Below are 21,546 nucleotides of genomic sequence, written 5' to 3' on the forward strand. Positions count from 1 at the left end.
GGGGGTGCAACTCCTCACAGAGACTCAAGTCCAGGCGCGCGGATTGGGTGCTCCGCGTGCCATGGGAAACAGGGAGTGGTGTCGAGGGGTTGGCCGCCTGCGAACGGGGACACCGCGCGCCTGCGCTTCAGCTCAGCCTCGCCCTTCACGGCGCAGAGTCGCACGCCCTGAAGGCGGGCCCGCGAATAGCATGGACGCGACTGTAAAGTCGAATTTCCGAGGGAGTTGGCGCTCCCAATACGCCCGACTTCTCGGGGAATGCGGGTTTCCGCCCACCCCCGAAGTCGGCTCCGGGCCGGACTCAGGGTCTCAGCCGGAGGAGGAAGCCGTCCTGCGGACGCGGGTACGGGGTTTCCTCGGGGAGGGCGCGCGTCAGGGCGCCGGCCACGAGCGTGTGGCCGCCCGGGTCCACGGATACCGCCCGCGCCAGGGCGGCGCCGGGATGGGTGAAGCCGCGGACCCAGAGTGAAGCCCCGTCCTCGGGGAGCAGCCGGGCGACATAGAGGCCGGCGGGCGTGCGGCCCCGGCCGGGGCCCAGCTCCAGGCCGCCGTCATGGGTGCCGGCCAGGGTGAGCTGGCCCGACTCGTCCGTGGCCAGCGCGCTGGCGGTGGCGGCGAAGGAACGGGCCCAGCGCTGCTGGCCCCCGGCGCTGAAGGCGGCCAGGAAGCCCTGGTAGCCGCCCGCGGCGTGGGCCTGCCCGTGGAAGTAGAAGCGCCCGGAGAAGTTGCCGCCCACGAAGACGCGGTCCGGCCCCACGGCCACGGCGTTCGCCATGCCCTCGGCGCCGCGGAAGTCGCGGCTCCACGCGTGGTCGCCCTCGGGCGACAGCTTGAGGACGAAGGGCGTGCGCTGGCGCACGGTGACGAAGGTGGAGCCGCCGAAGCTCACGGCGCCCGCGTAGCCGCCCGCGACGTGGATGCCGCCGAACAGGTCCACCGCCACCGCGCGCGCCGTCACCAGTCCTTCCGCCCCCGCGGCCCAGCCCCGGCTCCAGCGCGTGGCGCCGTCCGCGTCCAGGCGCACCGCGAAGGCGGCGCGGCCACCGGGGCCCGCCTCGCGCGTGGCGTCTCCGAAGTCCCGGCGCCCGGTGAAATCGCCCACCAGCACCACGCCGCCGGCGCCATCCGCCGCCACGGCCTGCACGCTGAGCGCGCCGTCTCCGGCAAAGCCTCGCACCCGCTCCACGGCGCCTTGAGGTGACAGCCGCGCGACGAAGGGGCCCTCCGGCAGCCGCTCCGAGCTCAGCTCGAAGCCCGCGGAGGTGCCTCCCAGCCACGCGTTGCCGTCACGGTCCACCGCGAGCCCGCCCACCCGCGCGCGCGCCGCTCCCTCCCGGGGCACCCAGCCATGCGCCCAGCGCAGGGCCCCGTCCGGAGAGAAGCGCGCCACCATCAGGTGGGGCTGCTTCGAAACATGGTTGAAGGGCAGGGGGCCTCCCCCGACATCCAGAGGCTCCCGGTACGTCGCCGCGACGAGAACGTCCCCGTCGGGGGCCACTACGGTGTGCGGTGCCTCGCTGTCCCCGAGCACCAGCGACCGCGACCACGCCATGGCCCCCTCGCCCTCACCGCCGACCGACCCCGCTACCTCCAAGCCCGGAGCACGCGATGACGCATGCGCCTTCTCCCCGCACCCCACGAGGAGAAGTCCTGTTGCGCACACCGCGAATGCCCACCCTCGCCACCCCATCACCGCCCCGGCCTCTCCCCCACCCCTGCCCGACAGCCCCCTGCCCCTCAACCGCGGAAGCTCTACTGCAAGGGTATTGCCAGGACGCACCGCGGCGGGCCTTCCCTCTGACGCGGCGTTGAACCCTGGCCCCCGGGGACGAGGCGGCTGTCCGGAGTGCTGAAAAAACTCCCTGTCCTCTGGAGAACGCCGGAGAAAAAGCGACGGACTCCCCCGCCACCAGGGCAGACCGGCAGGGCACGGCGAGCGGGCGTGGCCTCCGCGCCTCACGTGTCCATGCGCTGACAGAGAAGCCCCACCGTGTGCGACGGCGGCTGCTCATGTGGTCGGGTTGCGATTGCTACAGGGTTGTTTTGGCTCCGGCGGGCCTCGCGGCAAGGTGCGTGCGTGCGCCTGGGCGGGCACTCGGCCGCCTTCCAGCACGGCAGGCAGGGGCGCGCCGCGAGCGGAGTGGCGTCACCTTCGGCTGGAAATCACGGAGGTGAAGCGTCACGCCCGGGCAAGCCCTGGCATGGATTGTCACGGCCGTTGTCATGCAATGAATTGCGGAAGCGTGACACTCGCGCGCGGGAAGATTCGCGCGGAGCGGTGTGACCCTGTGCTGGCAGAGATTTGACGCAACTGAGTCACCGCATGTCTGGCCATTGAGGCACCTTGCGTCCCGTCGAATCCGGGATGAGCCGGGTCCGATGGTCCTCCCCCTCCGCAATTGCTTCCAGTCCAGTCCCATCGCGGGGAGGCATCGCTTTGCCAAGACATCACGGGCGGCGAGTGGCGTGTCAACCCAGTGCAACACCTGAGGAGTCGTCCATGAAGATGATGAAGAGGGTGATGTCCGCCGCGGTCATGGCGGTTTCGGTCGTGGGTTGTGGCGGTCAGTCGTCCGCCGACGAAGTCATGCCGGCTTCCCTCCAGGCCGAGCTGACGGATGGCAACAAGTTCTTCGGTTCCGACACGCTCAAGGGCGCGATGATCAGCACCAACACCGCCTCCTTCGCCGGCCTGTCCGTCGAGGGCAAGGGCTCGAGCGTGGGTGAGGGCTGTGTGCGCACGGGCTCCGGCACCTTCTGCAGCGGCCGTCAGCAGACGCTGGCCCCCATGTCGCGCGAGTACAAGGTGACGGCCACGGCCTGTGCCGGCGGCACCGCGTCCGGCGGCACGGGCCGGGATTCGGTGTGCTGCCCCGGTGAGAAGAGCAACATCATCGCGCTGGACGCGGTGAACGCGTTCGTGAAGTCCGACAACGGCCTCACCAACATCAGCAAGGCCAACCTGGCCAACATCTTCTTCTCCAACAACGGCGCCTGCTGGACGGACTGGAGCCAGGTGCCGGGCAGCATCCGCACGGGCGCCATCGTGAAGTACCGCCGTGACGACCTGTCCGGCACCACCGAGGTCTTCAAGGAGAAGGTCGGCGGCAGCTCCAGCGCCACCTTCTGCTCCGGCATCACCATCATCACCGACGGCTCCGCCACCAACCCCTCACCCTGCACCACCTCCGACAGCGCCACCGTCTGCATCGGCAAGCTGACCGCGAACGACGTGAATGCCATCGCCTACGCCGGTGACTCCGCGAAGACGACGGGCAACGTGGCCCTGAGCGTGGACGGCATCGCCCCCACCGCCGCCAACATCCGCCTGCTCCTCACCAACCCGGCCAGCGCGTACCCCCTGGCCCGCCCGCTCTTCCTCAACGAGAACGTCAACTTCGTGAAGGATGCCAAGGAGCAGACGCTGTACGACTGGGTCTACAGCAACAAGGCCTCCTTCGAGAACATCCTCAAGGGCCAGGGCTTCATCGCGTGCAGCACCACCGGCGCGCTGCGCTGCGGTGGTGCGGCCAACGACGGCCGCGGCGCCGGTCTCTGCAAGGGCAACTGAAAGCCGCACCGTCGTCAGCCCTTCCATCCCTGAATCCTGAAGCCGGGACGGACGCACCGGGAAGCACCGGTGCGTCCGTCCCCTGTCGTCGTTCGCGGTCCACCCTGGAGTCACCCCACCATGTCTGTCTTCACGCGCTCGTTCTTGAAGAAGTCGCTGCTCGCCGCCTCCACGCTGCTCCTGGGCACTCCCGCCCTGGCCCAGGAGGCCGCCGCCTCCCCGGCCAACCCCTTCGTGTGCCGCCGTCCGTCCGGCGTCGCCGGCACCCTCACCGAGTTCCCCCTGCCCACCGAGGAGGCCAACCCCACGAGCATCACCGTCGGGCCGGACCTCAACCTCTGGTTCACCCAGACGGGCTCGGGCACCATCGGCCGCGTCACCCGTGACGGCGTGGTGACGGAGTTTCCGCTGCCCACCGAGTACTCGATTCCGCAGAGCATCACCCCCGGCTTCGACGGCAGCCTCTGGTTCACCCAGCTCGGCGTGGACCAGGTGGGCCGCATCACCCCGAAGGGCGTGGTGACGGAGTTCCCCCTGCCCAACGCGGGCTCGGCGCCGTACGGCATCGCCGCGGGCCTGGACGGCAACCTCTGGTTCACCCAGGTGGCCGGCAACCGCATCGGCCGCATCACCCCCGCCGGCGTCGTCACCCAGTTCGCCGTGCCCACCCCGGAGGCCCAGCCCACCGCCATTGCGCTCGGCGCCGGGGGCAAGCTGTGGTTCACCGAGCTGCGCGGCAACAAGGTGGGCACCCTCGCCACCGACGGCACCCTCACCGAGTACCCGCTGCCCACCGCCAACGCGGGCCCGTCGAGCATCACCCTCGGCTGGGACGGGGCCATGTGGTTCACCGAGCAGTTCGCGGGGAAGATTGGCCGCATCACCGTGGACGGCGCCGTCACCGAGTACGCCCTGCCGGACGCCAGCAGCGCGCCGGTGGACATCACCTTCGGCCCCGACGGTGCCCTCTGGTTCGTGGAGCTCCGCGGCAACAAGGTGGGCCGCATCACCGTGGGCGGCGCCCTCACCGAGTACGCCGTCCCCACGGCCAGCGCGCAGCCGGCGGGCATCGTCTTCGCGCCGCCGGGCTTCCTCTGTCTGGACGCGCACCTGTGGTTCACCGAGCGCGCCGGCAACAAGCTGGGCCGCATCCGCGCCGTCACGGTTCCGTGAAACCGTGACAGTGAAAACGTGACACAGTCTGGCTTCACCTCGCTGTCCTGGTAGGAATTGGCTGTCACGGTCAGGTGAAAACAGACAGCAGGCCCCTTTCCGAGGGGCCTGCGCTCTCGCCTTCCGTGAAGCAATCGCGGTACAGACCGCCGCGCTCGCGGAATGCCTGACATTGGATTCCCAGGAGGGGCAGCACATGCGGTTGGAGAGGAATTGGCACGTCCGGCGTCGGGCGCTCTGGGTCGTCCTGCTCGCGCTGCCGCTGGCGGTGGGCTGCTCGTCGGGAGAAGCGAAGGGCCCCGAGGTGGCGGCGGTGGTGGACGCGGACGCGCTCTGTGACGCGCCCGCGCGCTCCGGCGAGCACTTCTCCGTGCGCATGGCGACGCGCGTGCGCGCCGTGCCCAAGGAGGTGTTCCGCACCTTGAAGGAGCGCGTGGATGCGCAGTGCGGCTCCTGCCACCGGGCGCCGGAGACGCGCGGCGGCTTCCAGTACACCTCCGAGCTGGAGGGCCTGAAGGCGGCGGCCCCGCGCATGGCCGCGCTGGCCTCGCAGGGCGCCATGCCGCCGCTGGCCACGGCGGACCAGGCGCGGGACTCCGCGGCCCTGGGCTGCGCGCTGGAGGCCTGGCTGGCGCAGGGCGCCCCGGAGACGGAGCCCTTCGACGTGAAGTGCGAGCAGGAGGAGCCCGTGGGCGGCGCCTCGATTTCCTTTCCGGTGGCCCGGGGGATGACGGACCTGGGGCACTGCATCCCCGGCGTGGACCGCCTGGGCACCGACGCGGAGAAGGACGCGTACTTCGCGGGCCTCACCGAGCTGCCGCGCTCGCTGTCCGAGACGGACACGGACATCACCACCTTCAACACGCTGAAGCTGGCGCGGCACGGCACCTTCGCCTTCGCGCCCACCTATCCGCTCTTCGCCGACCACGCGAAGAAGCTGCGGCTGGTCCACGTGCCGGCGGGGAAGTCCATCGAGTACGACGCCGCGACGAAGCGCTTCAAGATTCCCCCCAACACCCGCTTCTACAAGACGTTCTTCAAGGCGGTGACGGACGCCCGCGGCGACGTCGAGTACCGGCGAATCGAGACGCGGCTCATCGTCACCCGGGAGCGCTGGCAGGACGCCCTCTTCGGCACGTACCTCTGGAATGACGCGGGCACGTCCGCGGAGCTGCACGACTTGCGCTACCGCGACGGCTCGCCCTTCTCCGACCGCGTCCTCGTCTACACCTTGCACGAGGGCCGGGGGGACACGCGCAACTACGCCGTCCCCGGCCGCCACCGCTGCGTCAACTGCCACAGCGGCTCCGAGGGGCAGAACTTCGTCCTCGGCTTCACCCCGCTGGAGCTCAACCGGCGGGCCAGGGGCGAGGGCGGCGTGGACCCGCGCGTGGAGGTGCTGGAGGACGAGCTGTCCCAGGTGGACCGGCTCATCCGCTTCGGCGTCATCACCGGCCTGCGCTCGGCGGCGGACCTGCCGAAGCTGGAGGCGCTGAAGCCCGCGGGGAAGGAGTACCGCAACGCGCACGAGCTGACGCTGCAGGGCTACTTCGTCGGCAACTGCGCGCAGTGCCACAACCCCAACGGCTTCGCGGTGCAGAGCAACCCCTCGCTCGCGGACCTGGACTTCTCCGCGGGCGGCGTGCTGCCCGGGTTCGACACCAACCGCATGGAGAGCAACAAGCAGAAGTACTACGCGGACGTCCGCGCGGGCGTGGACTTCGAGAAAGACCTCCGCGCCGGCGCGCCCAACAGCACGCTGTACCAGCGCGTCACGCAGGAGGCCCACGAAGTCTACCTGCACATGCCCGCCAACGTGCCGGGCCGGGACTGCGGGCTGGTGCTGCTGGTGGCGAAGTGGCTCGGCTCGCTGGAGCGGCCGGGGGACGCCGCGCTGACACCGGCCGAGCGCGACGCGGCCCGGAGTGCCCGCGTGAAGCTGGCCGAGGACGTCGTCTGGGAGACCTGCAAGGACCCCAAGGACGTGCGGTGGATTTCCGAGGACTTCACCGACAGGGTGCCCTACGAGCCGCGCAACCTGGACTGGCGGCTGTCCATCCAGGAGGGCTCGCACCGGCACCTGCTGGACCAAGCCATCAGCGAGCGCCACGCGCAGCTCGCCACGAAGCTCTTCCCCACCAGCTTCTGGGTGGCCCGTCCCGAGTGCGCCTTCGAGGACGCGCCGCCGCCAACGCCGGTGGAGCCGTGGATGGTGGACGAGCTGGGCAACCCCCGGCAGCCGTGGGGCGAGCTCTACTTCACCACGCCCGGCGCGATGGTGTTCCAGGGCATCTGCGCCAACTGCCACGGGCGGACGGGCAACGGCCAGAGCGGCGCCGCCAAGGCGCTGATGGCGACCAGCGGCGCGCGCGTGGCCAACCTCGTCGCCGGCTTCGCCGGCCAGGGCACCAGCGGCGCGAGCCACCTGCGGCCCTTCGAGGACGCGCTCGGCCCCCACGGCGGCGCGAAGTACCTGGTGTTCATGGGCACGGGCGGCACGAAGGTGGAGTTCCGGGATGCCTTCATGCAGGCCTGGGTGAAGTACGGCGAGGTGGACATCGACTTCTCGGGTGACGCCGTCGACTGGGCGCGCTGGGGGGCCAACATGCTCGGCGCGGCGCGCGGTGCGTGCGACCTGGTCCGCGTGGGCCGCTTCGGCACCGGCACCTCCTCCGAGCCCAAGAGTGGCAACCCGCGCGCCATCGGCGGCGCCACCCTGTGGAAGGACATCTGCACCGTCGACAACCCGCTCACCGACGCCGTGCGCAGCGGCGCCTCGCCGGCCTACGAGACGTGGCTGCGGCGCGCGGAGTTCAACGCGGGCGTCATGGCCTACTTCTACCTGAGGGACCACCTCGCGCAGGGCAGGCCCCCGGCCCTGCTGCGCAGCGAGTGCCACAAGCGTCAGGCCACCGCGGTGACGCCACCGTGAGCCCCCGGCCTGGAGCGCCCACCTTTCTTCCTGGAGCGGGAGTACGTGCGATGAGACATGCCTTGAGAGGATGGCTGCTGGCGGTGGGGCTGTGCCTGGCCGTCGGCGGCACCGGCTGCGGCGACGACGACCCCAAGGACGACGCCGGGGTGGATGCCGGCAGGGACGCGGGCCCCCGCGAAGATGCGGGCCGGGATGCCGGGCCGGAGACGGATGGCGGCTGTGGAGACGGCGGCATCTGCCCGCCGCCCACCTGCGCGGATGGGGGCACGCCCGGCCCGGATGGCAGCTGTCCTCCTCCGCCCACCTGCGCGGATGGGGGCACGCCCGGCGCGGACGGCGGCTGCCCTCCGCCGCCCTCGTGCGCGGATGGTGGCACGCCCGGTGCGGACGGCGGCTGCCCTCCGCCCACGTCGGCCGTGGCCTATGTCCGCTTCGTGAATGCGTCCCTGGGATTGAAGAACAACCCCAGTGACAGCGACAGCGCACCGTGGAGGCCGTACGCGCTGGATGTCTACCAGGGCGGCGCGGAGCTGTTCGACTCGGTGGTGCCGGGCGATGCGGCGGTGACGGAGTACAAGACGGTGCCTGCCGGCACGGCCCTGGAGTTCACCACGCGCAACGCGGAGGCCGGTGCCTCGGCGGCGGCGCTCGCCACCTCGGGCTCCGTCACCTTGCAGGAGGGTGAGCGGCTCACCCTGGTGGCCATGGGCTTCTCCGACCGCACCGAGCCGGACCGCGTGGAGCGGGCCCGACTGCTGGCGCTGAAGGAGTCCTTCGACGCCGCGAGCGCGGGCCGGGCCCGGGTGCGCTTCGTCGCGGCGGACCGGGTGACGCTCATTCCGGAGCAGGGGCGCACGCGCCGGCTCGGGCTCGAGTCGGCGGCGGCCTCGCCCGTCTCCACCGTCAATCCCTACGCGGCGGATGCGGCCGGGGGCGTCTCCATTCCCGCCACCACCCAGCGGCTGGTCATCTCCTCCTCGGGAGACACCGGCTTCGCGCCGTCGGTGAGCAAGCGCCTCTTCTTCACCGTGCCGGCCGGCACCCTGGCGGACGGCAGCGCGTGGTTCGCCATCCTCACCGGTGATGACCGGCGCCCGCTCCCGGACGACGGCCAGCCCGCGATGCTGCTGGTGCGCGCCGGGCAGGCCCAGGCGCTCCGCCTGGAGCGAGACCCGCTGGTCTACTTCTTCAACGCGCTGCTGCCGCCGACGCCTGACAATGACCCGCTCGTGCTCCAGGCGCTCCAGGGCACGACGAAGGTGGCGGTGGGCATGGAGTTCAACTACTCGCCCGGCATTGGCGACCTGCCCGTCACCGCGGCGGGCCACACGCTGCGGATTGCCCGGAACGACGACGTCGACGCCACCGTGCTCGCGAGCGCGGACACCGGCCCGCTCCAGGCGGGCGGGCGCTACCTCGCGGTGGTGACGGGGCGCGCGGGCCAGACGGGCGCGCTGGCGCCGCGGCTCATCGTCGCGAAGGACCGCTTCGCCGACGGCGCGGCGGACGCGCGGCTGCGGCTGCTCAACGCCATTCCCAACGCCCCGGCGCAGGGCGTGGACTTCGGCTACTTCGACGTCGCCAATGGCACGGACAAGGGGAGCACCTTCACGGCCACCGCCCTCGGCGTGAAGTACGGCGACCTCACCGGGCCCGAGGAGGGCGTCGCCTTCCCGGCGCCCGTCACCACGGGGACGTCCCTGAGCTACTACGGCCTGCGGGCCTCCGGGAGTGAGACGGCGCTGAGCGCGGCGGGCAACGCCATGCAGCGTCCCCACTTCCTCGTGCTGCTGGGCGACTGGGACACGGGCTTCTTGCTCTTCCTCGGCTTCAACGTCCGGGAGAACACCTGGTCCGGCGTCGCGCCGTTCGACGTGTTCCAGTGAGCTGAAACACCGACGCCCGCTCGGGCCTTCTCGGGCTCGGAGCGGGCGTCGTGGACTTCAGGGTGCTTCGCGCTTCAGTTGACCTTGACCTGGACTTCCTTGAGGACCTGGTCGCCGCGCATCACCACCACCGTCCAGTTGCCCGGCTTGTTCAGCCGCACGCCGGTCCACTGACGGGCGCGCCAGCCGTCGCCCTTGACCTTCACGTCCTTGGTCTCGCGCACGACGTTGCCCTGCTTCGTCTGCACCATGATGTCCTCGATGGAGTCACCCTGCGGCACCAGGTAGGCCTGCCACAGCATGACGGTGGTGCCGGCCTTGATGCCGTCGGCGCCGACCTCGGCGGTGCACTCGAACTTGTTGGCACCTTCCTTGGCCACCTCGGTGCACAGCTTGGCCTCCACCAGCACCGGCCCCTGGCCCTGGCCCTTGTAGAAGTAGTTCCAGGTGTCGCGAATCGCGTCCGCGCTCGGCACCTTCGCGGGCTCCTTGGCGGGCGCCTCGGCGGCGTCCTGCGCCATGGCCAGCGACGACATTCCCAGCACCGCGCACACCACGCTCCGGGTCAGCATCTTCTTCATGTCTCGGGGTCCCCTCGTTTGTGTTGGTGACGGGCCTGCCTCCCGGGCCTGCCTGTCTGCCCGCTGTCTAGCACGGAACAGCCCGTGTGCGCCCGTGCCTCACCCGAAGAGGAAGAAGGCCAGCGTCACCAGCGGCAGGTAGGCCAGGAAGGCCACCAGGAGGAAGCCGAGGATGTCCTTGAACTCCAAGCGCGCCACGCCCAGCAGCGGCAGCGCCCAGAAGGGCTGGATGAGGTCGGTGGCCATGTCGCCCCAGGCGTACGCGAGCACCACCTTTTCCGGCGCCACGCCCAGCGTCTTCGCCGCGTCCAGCAGGTAGGGCGCCTCGATGGCCCACTTGGAGCCGCCGGACGGGACGAAGTAGTTCACCACGCCGCTGTAGAGGTAGACGATGGCGGGGAACGTCTCGCGGGTGGAGAGCGACACGAACAGCTCGCCAATCTGGTCCGTCAGGCCGGTGGCCTTGAAGATGCCGTAGATGCCGGCGTACAGCGGGAACTGGAGGACGATGCCGTGCAGCACGCCGGCGGCCTCCTCGCTGGCCTTCAGCAGCCGCGCGGGCGTGCCGTGCAGCAGCACCGCCAGGATGAGGAAGGTGAAGTTCACCACGTTGAGGTTGAGCGCGCGCCAGCCGCCGTTCATCCACAGGTGACGCCCCAGCCACAGCAGGCCGAGGCCGCCGAAGATGAGGTTGAGCAGCCGCGAGTGGTCCATCCATAGGGCGGGGCTCGTCTCCTTCGGACGCTCGGGCGGGACGAAGTCTCCGAGCTTCTCCAGCACCGCCGGGTCCACCCGCACCACGTTCTCCGGCTTCGGGTGGAGCGCCCACGCCAGGAGCGTCAGCCCGGCCACGACGACGACGGTGAGGCCCACGTTGAACGGTGAGAAGAGCGTCCTGTCGATGGGCAGCACGCCGATGCTCTTCTCCAGGAAGTGGCCGGGCGTGGCGACGAGCAGCGGCGCGGAGGCGGACAGGCCCGCGTGCCACGTGGCGCCGAGGCCGAAGTACGCGCACGCGACGAGCAGCCGGTAGTCCACGTCCGGCCGGCGGCGCGCCATGAAGCGCACCAGCATGGCGCTGGCCACCAGGGACAGGCCCCAGTTGATGTACGCCAGCGCCATGGAGACGAAGGCCATCAGCGCCACCGTGCCGCGGGGCGTGCGCGCGAGCCCCGCCACGCGCTCGAGCAGCATGCGCACCGGGCGGGTGAGGGCCAGCAGGTAGCCGGTGAACATCACCAGCGCCATCTGCATGGAGAAGGTCAGCAACTCCCAGAAGCCGCCGCCCCACGCGTCGAGGACCTTCGGAGGTGCCGCGCCCGCCCAGCCCATCGCGAGGCCCATGGTGAGCAGGCTGAGCAGGACGGCGATGGCGAAGGCGCTGGGCACGAAGCGCGCGGAGAAGCGGCCGAGTCCTTCTGCGATGCGGACGAGGGTCTCCACGCGGCGGACGCTCCTGTGCGGTACCCGTCCCGGGAATGGGCAGGTGAGGGCAGTTCTACACTCCGGGTCTTCTGCGGTGGGTGTGGATTCGGAGGGCACCACGAAACCGGGCCCATGCCCATCATGGGTGGTTCATCCAGGACATGGTCAGGCCCGGATGGCTCGGGCCGCGGGGATGGCGGGCCATTGCTCTGTGCAGGGGCGCCGGAGTCAGCGTCCGCGCGCCACTGGCGACGCCGCGAGCTGGTGGGGCACGGCTCCAGGCAGGGGCGCCGGAGTCAGCGTCCGCGCGCCACTGGCGACGCCGCGAGCTGGTGGGGCACGGCTCCAGGCATGGGCGCCGGAGTCAGCGTCCGCGCGCCACTGCCGACGCCGAGAGCTGGCGGGCCAATGTTTGTGCAAGGACGCCGGAGGCGGCGTCCGCGCGCCAGTGCCGACGCCGCGAGCTGGCGGGCCAGTGTCTGTGCACGGGCGCCGGAGTCAGCGTCCGCGCGCCAGTGCCAACGCCGCGAGCTGGGGGCACGGCTCCGGGCATGGGCGCCAGCGCCATTGCACGCGCGCCAGCGCCGACCCTGCCAGGTGGACGATGCGCCGGTTTGAATTCTGAGAACGTGCTGCCGCGCTGTGCACGCGAGCTGTGCGGAATGCCGGCCCCGGCCGCACAGGCACGCCTACCGAGGAGGTGGGCCGTCCCCGTCCAGACCATGTCAGTCCCCTCCGGTAGAAGGTATTGGCGGAAGGAACGTTCCTTCCGCGTGAGGGTCCGCCCGGCGGGGTGGGGGAAGGGGACGGGGGATGGGGCTGCTAGAACTGCACCACGGCGGGATGATGTTCGACGTGGCGGAGGTGCTGGGGCTGCGCGGCTACGACCACGTGCCGGCGGAGGAACTGGCCCGGGTGGCGCGCATGTCGGTGGGCTCCTTGTACCGACGCTACGGCAGCAAGGAGGCCTTCGCCCAGGCGGCGCAGGCCTACAGCGAGGACGACTTCTGCCGCTCGGCGGAATGGACTCCCTCCGCGGAGCTGCGTGCGGCCGCGGAGATAGACTTCCGCGAGGCGTTCTTCACCTTCTGGTACAGCCTGGTGAACTGGGCGTTCGCGCTGCCGGGCCCCTTCTGCTTCACCTTCCTGCACCGGTACCCGGAGACGTCTGGGCGGCAGCAACCCGGCAGTGCGGCCCGGGCCCTGGTGCGCGAAGTCCTCCTTCAGGGGGAGCAGGAAGGTGCGCTGGTGCCGGGCTGCGCCCGAGCGGGCGAGGTGCTCGTCTGGGGGACGCTGACCGAAGTAGTGCGTGGGTGGGCCGAGCGACATGAGCCGGTGTCCGAGGACGACGTCTTCGCCTCCGCCCAGACGCTCTGGCGCGCGCTGGCGAAGACGGAAGACTCTGGTAGGCCTCGTGGAGGCGGCACTCCTCCTGGCGTCGCTCAACCGGAGTCGCTGGGGCGAGCTGAAGACTCCAGTGGTCCCCAGTGCGGCACTCCTTCGGCAGGCGCAACGGGGTCGGACGCTCTGCCACCCGAACGCTCCGTGTTGGCTCTTGCCTCCACGCGACTGGACTCACCGACGTCCGACTCAATCAGAGCAGTCGAGACCTCGCGGACGGGGCCGGGCTCGAAGGGCGAGGCCTTGCGAGCATCGGAGGCGGGTCTGGCTCCAGGGTCCACCAGCGTGGCTCGTCCCAACCGGCGGTGTTCACCACGACTGCCGTTTCACTCAGTGTCTCGGTTTTCGCCCGGAGGAGTCGTGGCTTGCCGTTTGCGCGTCGGGCACGCCCATAGGCTATCATGTCCTGACAACCAGGCCGCGCAATCCCTCTCATGGCAGGAACGCGCGGGTTTCATGGGCACGCCGGAGTCGGCGGCTCCCAGGCCCGCAGGCTCTGGCAGGAGAGTCATCCGTGGCAGGCAGACGCAAGCGTCCTCCGAAGCAACCGACGGAATCCTCATCCGGGGCGGTGCCCCTCATGGGCGTCGAGGGGCAGGCGGGGGTGGAACTGCCGCTGGAGGTCGCCGACAGCGGACACGAGCCGTACTCGGCCTCGGGCACGCAGCACCTATACCGCGCGCCCGTTCCCCGGTTCCTGGATGAACTGGACGCTGGTGGCCTGCCCGAGATGCTGGCCACTCGCTTCAACGTGCTCGAGGGGGAACTGCCTTCGGACGGCGAGCTCGCCTCATGGAAGAAGTCCCTTCCCGCGCTGGCCGAGGTGCTCCGAGATGAGCGGCTGCGTCGCTCGGAAATCTTCGTCGAGCTGTGGATGCCCATCCGCGGCCGCCGCTGTGATGCGCTCCTGACAGGGCGAAACCTCGACGGAGAGCCCGCCGCGGTCGTCGTGGAGTTGAAGCAGTGGACGACCGTTGGCAAGTCGCCCTGGCGCGAAGAAGTCTCGGTCGTACACGACAGCCGCGCGCATCCGTCGGCCCAGGTGCGGGACTATGTCGGCTTCCTCCGCTACTACCACTCGGCCTTCGTGCAGGAGGGGGTCCACCTCAGTGGATGTGTCTGGATGCACGGAATGGAGGACGCCCGGTCCATCAGCCTGCTGAGGGACCCTGATGCATTCGGGGACCTCTTCCTTCAGTACCCGCTCTTCGTGAAGCGGGAGCACCGCCGCTTCGCGGAATGGATTCACGACCAGCTCGGACATGGAGAGGGGACGCGGGCCGCGACCCTCATTGCCACCGGACGGCCGCAGCCCTCGTAGAAGCTCCTCGACATGGTCGTGCAGACCATCCACGGCGAGTTCGAGTGGCGGCTGCTGGATGTCCAGCGCCAGGCCTACCTGCGCATCGTCACTGCCGTGGAAGAGGGGCGTGCGAACGGGACGCGAACGGTGGTGCTGGTGAAGGGCGGCCCGGGCACGGGCAAGAGCGTGCTGGCCCTCCAGCTCCTGGCGCATGGCGCCAGCAAGCACTGGCGCGTGGTCCATGCCACGGGCTCACAGGCCTTCCAGACGAACCTCCAGGGGAAGACGCTCGCGTTCTCGGCGGACCTCCACAAGCGGCTCCAGGGGGTGCGCTTCAAGAAGGAGCTGCCCGTCGACCAGCTCTTCTGCACCTTCTCGGACGTCGCAAAGGCCGGCTCTCGCGAGGCGGACGTGCTGGATCTCGTGGTGGCCGACGAGGCCCACCGGCTCTGGGACTTCCGCCGATTGAAGTATCCGAATGGGAAGATCCGCCACCTGTCGGAAACGCCGATGATTGAAGAAGTCATCCGCGCCAGCCGCGTCACCGCGTTCTTCCTCGACGACAATCAGGCGGTGCGTGCCGGGGAAATCGGCCACTCGTTGGTCGTGCGGGATGCAGCGAAGCGACTGGGGGTGCGGCTCGTGGAGCTGGAGCTGGACCTTCAATTTCGTTGCGGCGGAAGCGAGAGCTATGTCCGTTGGGTGGATGCGCTCATGGGCTTCCGCCCCCATGCCGACCTCGCGTGGAAGGACAGTGGCGCCTATTCGCTTGGCGTCGAGCAGGACATGGCCCGGATGGACCAGCGGCTTCGCGCGCGAAGGAACCAGGGGTATCGCTGCCGGCTCGTCGCGGGGTATTGCTGGCCCTGGTCGGAACCCCTGGGGCCGGACCGGCTGGTGCACGACGTGAAGGACGAGCGCTTCGGCAGGTGGAGCGCTCCCTGGATCGAGAAGACGGGGCAGGGCCGCAAGCCGCTGGAGAACCAGTACTACCGGTGGGCCAACGAGGACCGTTACTACGAGCAGGTCGGCTCCATCTACTCGGTGCAGGGCTTCGAGTTCGATTACGTGGGCGTCGTCTGGGGCGAGGACCTCGTCTGGCGCACGGACCGCTGGGTGGCGAACGTCACGAAGAACAAGGACCGGACCTTCAAGCGAGACCTCCGCCAGAGCGGCGAGGACCCCGTGACGAAGTTGCGGAACATCTACCGGGTGCTGCTCACGCGCGGCATGCGGGGGACCCAGGTCTTCTTTCTCGACGCGGAGACGCGCGCCCACGTCGAGGCGCTCCTCAAGAGCCAGCGTGCGATGAGCGTGGCCTGAGCCGGGCCAAGTGCCCCTCACCCCAGCTCGGCTTCGATGAGGGAGAGGAAACACGAGCCCACGTCGCCGACGTCCTCGGGCTCCAGCCCTCCGTCCTGGTCGAAGTGACGCAGCTCGCCGGTGACGGGGTGGAAGACGTAGACGCGGCCGAGCCCGACGTCGATGGGCGCGCACAGCTCGGGCGCGTATTCAAAGCCGTCCCGCTCCGCGTCCAGCCCCAGGTCCCTCCCCAGGGCGTCCAACGTCCCCGAGAAGCCGTCATGCAACACGAGGGCGTCCGCCGTTCCGGGCTCTCCCATCCACGAGCCTCCGCAGCGCTCCAGGATGCGCCTCAGCGTGGGCGGCACTCGCCGGTCGATATGCTCGCTCGGCGGGAGGAGGGTCCACGTCAACGTCTCGCCCTCCTCGTTCGGGGACTCGAACCGCAGGGTGCGCTCGCCGTTGGCGTCTCGTGTCGCCTCCACCACGCGGCCCAGCACCCTGTCCAGGGTCGCCTCTCCGTCCGCGTCACCCGCGAGAAAGGCCAGTTCACGTCGCAGCGCTTCGACTTCTTCGGAAGGCAGCATGGGCCGGATGAGCCTATGCCACCTGCTCTTCCATTCGAGGCCCGCGTCCCGCCGCTCAGCGCCCGCTACCGCCGTAGGCCTTCACCTGCGAGTCCAGCTGCTGCCACCTTGCCTGCGATTGCCGCTGGGCCTGGAGCAGTGCATCCACCTCATTTTGAGTCTCCCGCGCCTCGCTCCGCGCCTTCGCCAGCTTGTCCTCGAAGGCCTTGCCGTCGAGCTCCTTGGCCCGGACGTCGCCGCTGCGGAGGAGCGCCTGGTACTCCGTCTGCGCCAGCTCCGCGTCCGCCACCGCCAGCTCGCGTGCCCGCATCTTCTCCATCGCCTCCCGCGTCGCCACCACCTGCTCGCGGAATTCGACTTCGGCCTGGGCCGCCCGGTGCTCCAGGTCCGCGTCCCTCAGCCCCTGCTGCGCCCGGGTGATGTCGTTGGCCTGGGCTGTTTCCCGCGCCGCCAGCAGCGCCTTTTCTTCCGCTTCCCGGCGCGCTTTCGTGGCCTTCTCGTCGGTCTTCGCCACCTCCAGCGCGCTCTTGGCGTCCTCCAGCGACACCCGGGCGCGCGTCGTCTCGTCCACCGCCTTGTTCTGGGTGATTCGCGCCTTGTGTACCGGCTCCATCTCCGCCGGAGGCACGCGTGCCAGCCACGCCTCGTCCACCTTCGTGCTGGCCCGCCCCGAGCTACAGCCCCCCAGCCCCAGCAGGACCGCGCCCAGCAGTCCCGCGAGGACCCGATGCCCACCCGCCTGGACCATGTCTTCCTCCCATGCCGTGTGCCCTGTCTCACGGTAGGCATGCGCCAGGCGCCGGACACCACCTCCCGGTCCGAGCCGCCCGTCGACACCGGGCGCCCGCAGGCCCGCCTCCGTGTCTCACCGCGTGCTCACAGGCCCGGACACGTCAGGCGCTCTCCGGGCGGCCTGCTTCAGACGCGCTCCTCCTGCTGCATGCGCGTGGCCAGCTCCGGCAGGGAGACGTGGAACGTGGAGCCGTGCCCCAGCTCGCTCTCCACCCAGATGTGCCCGCCGTGCCGCTCGATGATGTCGCGGCAGATGTAGAGCCCCAGCCCCAGCCCTCCGAAGCCCGACACCGGCGCGTTGCGCGCACGGAAGAAGCGCTCGAAGAGGTGCGCCTGCTCCTCCTTCGGAATGCCGATGCCCGAGTCCGCCACCGTCACGACGGCGTCCCCTCCGGAGTGGGTGAGCGACACGCGCACCGCCCCGCCCAGCGGGCTGTACTTCAGCGCGTTCTCCAGCAGGTTCGTCAGCACCTGCGACAGCCGGCCCCGGTCCCCCTGGATGAGCACGTCCTCCTCGGGGCCCTCGTACGTGAGCGGGTGCTGCGCATCGCTGGCCGCGCGGAAGTCGGAGAACACCTCGCCCACCACCTCCGGCAGCGACATGGGCATGCGCTGCAGCTCCATCCGCCCCGCGCCCACGCAGGACGCGTCCAGCAGGTCATTCACCAGCGCCGAAAGCCGGCGCACCTGTCCCAGCGCCTTGTCCACGCGCCCGGGCGTGACGGACTGGCCCGACTCCAGCGCCTGCTTCAGCAACTGGAGGTTCAGCCGCAGCGGCGTCAGCGGCGTCTTCAGCTCGTGCGAGGCGATGGAGAGGAAGTCGTCGCGCACCTGGATGGCCTCGTGCGCGTCGCGTAGGAGTTGCTCGCGCTCCCGCTCCGCCCGCACGCGCGCGGAGATGTCCCGGAAGCTCCAGACGCGGCCGGTGATGACGCCGCGCTGCCGCTGAGGCAGCGAGTAGCGCTCCAGGGTCCTCCCGTCGCGCAGTTCGACGATGTCGAAGCTCTCCTCCCCCGGGGTGTCATACAGCGCCTGCACGCGCGCCATGAAGGCTTCCGGGTCCTTCAGCTTGCCTTGCACCTCCCGGAGCAGCGGCGCGTCCCGCGCGCCCACCTGCGCCGGGTCCAGCCCCCAGATTTGATGGAACCGGCGGTTGCAGGCCCGGATGCGGCCGTCGAGCCCCACCACCAGCACCCCGTCCGCCGTCGACTCGAGCGTGGCCTCCAGCAGCGCCACCGTGCGCTCCAGGTGCTCCTTCGTCCCGCGCTGCGCGGTGACGTCCACCATGATGCCGCGCAGCCGCTCGGGCCGCCCGTCCGCGCCGGTCAGCACCGTGACGAGGTCCCTCAGCCAGACGACGTGCCCGTCGGCCGCCAGCATCCGGTACTCGAACTCGTGGGGCAGGCACTGCTCCGCCGCTTCGCGGCAGTAGGACGCCGCCCACTCCCGGTCATCCGGGTGCAGGTGCTCCACCCAGAAGCCCGGGTCCTCGTACCAACGCTGCACCGGGTACCCGAGCAGCCGCTCCGCCTGCTTGCTCACGAGCGTGAAGCGGAAGGACGGGTCGGCCTCCCAGACGATGCCGTCGATGCTGTCGATGAGCTCCTCGTGCTCACGCCAGGCCCGGGACAGCTCCCGCGCCGTCTCGTGGCCGTCCGGGGGACCTGACGCAGGGGGGCCCGCCGGGTCTGGCTGGATGTCCGCCATGGCACGCGTCCTCCATGCACCAACATTCCATCGGTGAGGCAGGCGCCGCATGGCCTCGTTTCACGGGCGCCGCCCCGAGCCCCAGGCGACCAGCGGAGCGCGCGGTCCACGCACGCCCGCCGGTGGTCGACGTTTCGGCCTCAATAGGACGGCGCGGCGGGGGCGTTTTACGGTATGAGCGGGCATCATGTCCTCTTCCGAGCAGCCCGCGCGAGCGGATGCGCGTGTGTCCACGGGTGTGCCAGGGCTCGACTCCGTGCTGGGCGGCGGCCTCGTTCCGTCTGGCGTCTACATCGTCGTGGGCGAGCCCGGCGCGGGGAAGACGCTCCTCGCCAACCAGCTCTGCTACCACCAGGCGCGCGGGGGCGCCCGCTGCCTCTACGTGACGCTGCTGGCCGAGTCCCACTCGCGCATGCTCGCGAACATGCGCGACATGGCCTTCTTCGACCCCGCGCTGCTGCCCGAGGGCGTCTACTACGTCAGCGGCTTCCGCACGTTGGAGGAGCAGGGGCTGCCGGGGCTGCTGGAGCTGCTGCGGCGCGAGGTGCGCACCCACAACGCCAGCATCCTCGTGCTGGACGGGCTGGTGCAGGCGCAGGAGGCGGCCGGCAGCAACCGCGACTTCAAGAAGTTCATCCACGAGCTGCAGGTCGCCGCGGGCCTGGCGCGCTTCACCTCGCTGATGCTCACCAGCGACGGCCCCACCGTCCACCCCGAGTACACCATGGTGGACGGCATCCTGGAGCTGCGCGAGCGCACCGCCGGTGTGCGCTCGTGGCGCGAACTCCAGATTCGCAAGTTCCGCGGCAGCCCCACGCTGGCGGGCGTCCACAACTTCCGCGTCACCAGCGCGGGCCTGGAAGTCTTCCCGCGCCTGGAGGCGCGCGTGCGCCGCTCGCCGCCGCCGGACCCGGGCGCGCACCGCATCCACTTCGGCATCCACTCCCTGGACGCGCTCTTCCCGGAGGGGCTGGCGGCGGGCTCCACCACGCTCGTGCTCGGCCCGCCGGGCGTGGGCAAGACGATGATGGGCAGCAGCCTGCTCGCCGAGGGACTGAGGCAGGGCGAGCCGTGCCTCTACATGGGCTTCTACGAGCCGCCCAACCGCCTGCTCAACAAGGTGGCGTCCGCGGGCATCGACCTCAAGGGGGCGGTGGCGGATGGGCGTTTGAATCTCATCTGGCAGCCGCCCGCGGAGTGCATCCTCGACGTGCTGGCGGACCAGCTTCTGGAGGACGTGCGCAGGCGCAAGGTGAAGCGCGTCTTCGTGGACGGGCTGAGCGCGATGAGCCAGTCCACGCCGGAGTCGTCGCGGATGGCGTCGTTCTTCGCCGCGCTCACCCAGGAGTTGCGCTGTGAGGGCACCACCACCCTCTTCGGCCTGGAGACGCCCCGGCTCTTCGGTTCGGTGCTGGACGTGCCGCTGGAGACGGGCCCTTCCGCGGTGGCGGAGAACCTCTTCTTCCTGCGACACGTCGAGCTCGAAGGGCGGCTGCGCAGGCTGCTGTCCATCTTCAAGCTCCGAGACACCGACTACGACCCTACCCTCAGGGAGTTCGTCATCTCCCGACAGGGCATCGAGGTGCTGCCCCCCTTCAGCGTCAACGTGGACACCCTGCTGACAGGCCTTGCCCGGCATCCGGGCGGTGGCCATTCCTGAACAAACCGCGAGGAGTAGCGCCGCCCGTATGGAGACGGTCCTGGTGGTGGATGACGAGCAGGGCATCCTCGAGGCCCTGGCGGACCTCCTGCGTGAGGAGGGCTACCGCGTCGTGACGGCCTCCCATGGCCGCGAAGCGCTGGAGCGGATGGCGGAGCTTCGTCCCGACCTCGTCCTCACCGACTGGATGATGCCGGTGCTGGACGGCCCGGCCCTCATCGGGCGCATCCGCGCCGAGCCGGCCTTCCAGGGCGTGGCGTTGCTGGGCATGAGCGCGGTGGACGTGTCGGCCCTGCGCCGCCTGTACCCGGACGTCCCCTTCCTCCAGAAACCCTTCGACATCAACGCGCTCATGCATCAGGTCCGCAAGGCCCTGGACTCGCGGCGGCTCTGAAAGGCCCCCCATGCTCTACCTGCTCAAGCTCGGCCCCGTGCCCCTCAGCCAGGGCACCACCCAGGTCTACCTGCGCATCTCCGACACGGGCGAGCCGTCCGCGCCCGTCTTCGAGGCGGACGACGAGACGGGAATGCGGGCGCTGCTGGACGGAGTGGACGCCGAGGACGTGCGCTGCGAGCCGGCCCTGGCGGAGGCGGGCGCCGCACTCGGCGTGGAGGTGGAGGAGCCGCCCCAGGCGGCGCTCTCGTCGCGCGCGGCCATCGCCACCTTCCTCGCGTGGGGCCAGCGCGGGTTGTCCGGGCTCGGCTCGGACAAGGCCCTGCTCTTCGTGCAGGCCTCCACCGAGTACTGGGAGGCGAGGCCGTGGACGCACTGGGACGACAGCCAGCCCTTCGAGGTGGCGGTCTCAGGGCCGCTGACGCACACCTTCGAGGGCTGCGTGTTCCACACCGGGGACGGCCGCGCGGGGCTGGCGCTGTACTACAAGCCCGGCGCGCTGCAGATGCTGATGGAGATGCAGGCGCGCGGCCAGGGTGACGCGGCCACGCAGCTGCCCGCCATCGCCGTCACGCTGGACACGTCCCCCGTGTACGCGGTGGAGGCGCTCTCCGCCGCGGGGCGCGTGCCCCGCCTGCCCATGCCGCTGAAGACGGGGCCGGACGGCATCAGCGTGCCCAACCCCATGGAGGCGGTGCTGCTGGTGGCCGCCCTGCGCGCCGTGGCGCGGCTGTCCCCCGCCCAGCAGGAGGTGCTCAGCACCGTGGTGGCGGGCGAGGCGCAGATGGAGGTGCGCGTGCGCGCCCCCGCCCCGCGCGTGCGTCACTGA

At 70.5% G+C, this 21,546-nt stretch carries 16 protein-coding genes and 1 pseudogene; 10 read left to right on the top strand and 7 right to left on the bottom strand.

From position 1 onward, the window contains the following. Nucleotides 1–301 precede the first annotated feature (301 nt). On the bottom strand, nucleotides 302–1,552 hold the full coding sequence (locus tag G4D86_RS03755; RefSeq protein WP_240360023.1) for a hypothetical protein: 1,251 nt from the start codon (nucleotides 1,550–1,552) through the stop codon (nucleotides 302–304). 948 nt (nucleotides 1,553–2,500) lie between these two features. Between G4D86_RS03755 and G4D86_RS03760 the strand changes: the two genes are divergently transcribed. The 4 genes from G4D86_RS03760 to G4D86_RS03775 all read left to right on the top strand — a co-directional run bounded on the left by G4D86_RS03760 (nucleotide 2,501) and on the right by G4D86_RS03775 (nucleotide 9,565). Next, nucleotides 2,501–3,571 (top strand): substrate-binding domain-containing protein, encoded by a 1,071-nt coding sequence (locus G4D86_RS03760; protein ID WP_163989485.1) that lies wholly within the window; start codon nucleotides 2,501–2,503, stop codon nucleotides 3,569–3,571. Between the two features lie 120 nt (nucleotides 3,572–3,691). Continuing rightward, nucleotides 3,692–4,744, top strand: a complete 1,053-nt coding sequence (locus G4D86_RS03765; protein WP_163989487.1) for a Vgb family protein — start codon at nucleotides 3,692–3,694, stop codon at nucleotides 4,742–4,744. A gap of 196 nt (nucleotides 4,745–4,940) precedes the next feature. Beyond that, nucleotides 4,941–7,676 (top strand): hypothetical protein, encoded by a 2,736-nt coding sequence (locus tag G4D86_RS03770; RefSeq protein ID WP_163989489.1) that lies wholly within the window; start codon nucleotides 4,941–4,943, stop codon nucleotides 7,674–7,676. 62 nt (nucleotides 7,677–7,738) lie between these two features. Then, nucleotides 7,739–9,565: a DUF4397 domain-containing protein gene (locus G4D86_RS03775; protein WP_163989490.1), complete on the top strand. Its 1,827-nt coding sequence runs from the start codon at nucleotides 7,739–7,741 to the stop codon at nucleotides 9,563–9,565. A gap of 74 nt (nucleotides 9,566–9,639) precedes the next feature. Here G4D86_RS03775 and G4D86_RS03780 read toward each other — a convergent pair whose 3' ends face one another. Both G4D86_RS03780 and G4D86_RS03785 read right to left on the bottom strand, forming a co-directional pair. Beyond that, a complete protein-coding gene (locus G4D86_RS03780; protein ID WP_163989491.1) occupies nucleotides 9,640–10,146 on the bottom strand; it encodes a hypothetical protein in 507 nt (168 codons plus the stop codon). 99 nt (nucleotides 10,147–10,245) lie between these two features. Beyond that, nucleotides 10,246–11,589, bottom strand: a complete 1,344-nt coding sequence (locus G4D86_RS03785; RefSeq protein ID WP_163989492.1) for a short-chain fatty acid transporter — start codon at nucleotides 11,587–11,589, stop codon at nucleotides 10,246–10,248. An 828-nt stretch (nucleotides 11,590–12,417) separates the two neighbouring features. Between G4D86_RS03785 and G4D86_RS54245 the strand changes: the two are divergent. Further along, a pseudogene (locus G4D86_RS54245) lies at nucleotides 12,418–12,540 on the top strand (helix-turn-helix domain-containing protein); the annotation flags it as partial. A gap of 20 nt (nucleotides 12,541–12,560) precedes the next feature. On the opposite strand, the gene G4D86_RS52560 reads toward G4D86_RS54245, so the two are convergent. Then, the gene (locus G4D86_RS52560) at nucleotides 12,561–12,713 is read right to left on the bottom strand and encodes a hypothetical protein (protein ID WP_163991615.1); all 153 of its coding nucleotides are present in this window, start codon (nucleotides 12,711–12,713) and stop codon (nucleotides 12,561–12,563) included. Between the two features lie 839 nt (nucleotides 12,714–13,552). Here G4D86_RS52560 and G4D86_RS03795 point away from each other — a divergent pair. Both G4D86_RS03795 and G4D86_RS03800 read left to right on the top strand, forming a co-directional pair. Beyond that, a complete protein-coding gene (locus tag G4D86_RS03795) occupies nucleotides 13,553–14,293 on the top strand; it encodes a hypothetical protein (RefSeq protein WP_240360024.1) in 741 nt (246 codons plus the stop codon). 12 nt (nucleotides 14,294–14,305) lie between these two features. Continuing rightward, nucleotides 14,306–15,598 (top strand): DUF2075 domain-containing protein, encoded by a 1,293-nt coding sequence (locus tag G4D86_RS03800; protein ID WP_163989495.1) that lies wholly within the window; start codon nucleotides 14,306–14,308, stop codon nucleotides 15,596–15,598. A 17-nt stretch (nucleotides 15,599–15,615) separates the two neighbouring features. On the opposite strand, the gene G4D86_RS03805 is transcribed toward G4D86_RS03800, so the two are convergent. The 3 genes from G4D86_RS03805 to G4D86_RS03815 form a co-directional block, all read right to left on the bottom strand. Next, complete coding sequence (locus tag G4D86_RS03805) at nucleotides 15,616–16,164, bottom strand: hypothetical protein (protein ID WP_163989496.1); 549 nt, start codon at nucleotides 16,162–16,164, stop codon at nucleotides 15,616–15,618. Between the two features lie 55 nt (nucleotides 16,165–16,219). Next, entirely contained in the window at nucleotides 16,220–16,912 is a 693-nt protein-coding gene (locus G4D86_RS03810) for a hypothetical protein (protein ID WP_163989497.1), read from the bottom strand. A 170-nt stretch (nucleotides 16,913–17,082) separates the two neighbouring features. Continuing rightward, nucleotides 17,083–18,663, bottom strand: a complete 1,581-nt coding sequence (locus G4D86_RS03815) for a PAS domain-containing sensor histidine kinase (RefSeq protein WP_163989498.1) — start codon at nucleotides 18,661–18,663, stop codon at nucleotides 17,083–17,085. 187 nt (nucleotides 18,664–18,850) lie between these two features. Between G4D86_RS03815 and G4D86_RS03820 the strand changes: the two genes are divergently transcribed. Genes G4D86_RS03820 through G4D86_RS03830 form a run of 3 tightly spaced genes read left to right on the top strand, consistent with a single transcriptional unit; the run spans nucleotide 18,851 to nucleotide 21,546 of the window. Next, complete coding sequence (locus G4D86_RS03820; protein ID WP_163989499.1) at nucleotides 18,851–20,323, top strand: ATPase domain-containing protein; 1,473 nt, start codon at nucleotides 18,851–18,853, stop codon at nucleotides 20,321–20,323. 28 nt (nucleotides 20,324–20,351) lie between these two features. Next, on the top strand, nucleotides 20,352–20,717 hold the full coding sequence (locus G4D86_RS03825) for a response regulator (RefSeq protein ID WP_163989500.1): 366 nt from the start codon (nucleotides 20,352–20,354) through the stop codon (nucleotides 20,715–20,717). Nucleotides 20,718–20,727: 10 nt separating this feature from the next. Then, the gene (locus G4D86_RS03830) at nucleotides 20,728–21,546 is read left to right on the top strand and encodes a hypothetical protein (RefSeq protein WP_163989501.1); all 819 of its coding nucleotides are present in this window, start codon (nucleotides 20,728–20,730) and stop codon (nucleotides 21,544–21,546) included.

It is taken from the genome of Pyxidicoccus caerfyrddinensis (genome assembly GCF_010894405.1).
GTDB classification, from domain to species: domain Bacteria; phylum Myxococcota; class Myxococcia; order Myxococcales; family Myxococcaceae; genus Myxococcus; species Myxococcus caerfyrddinensis.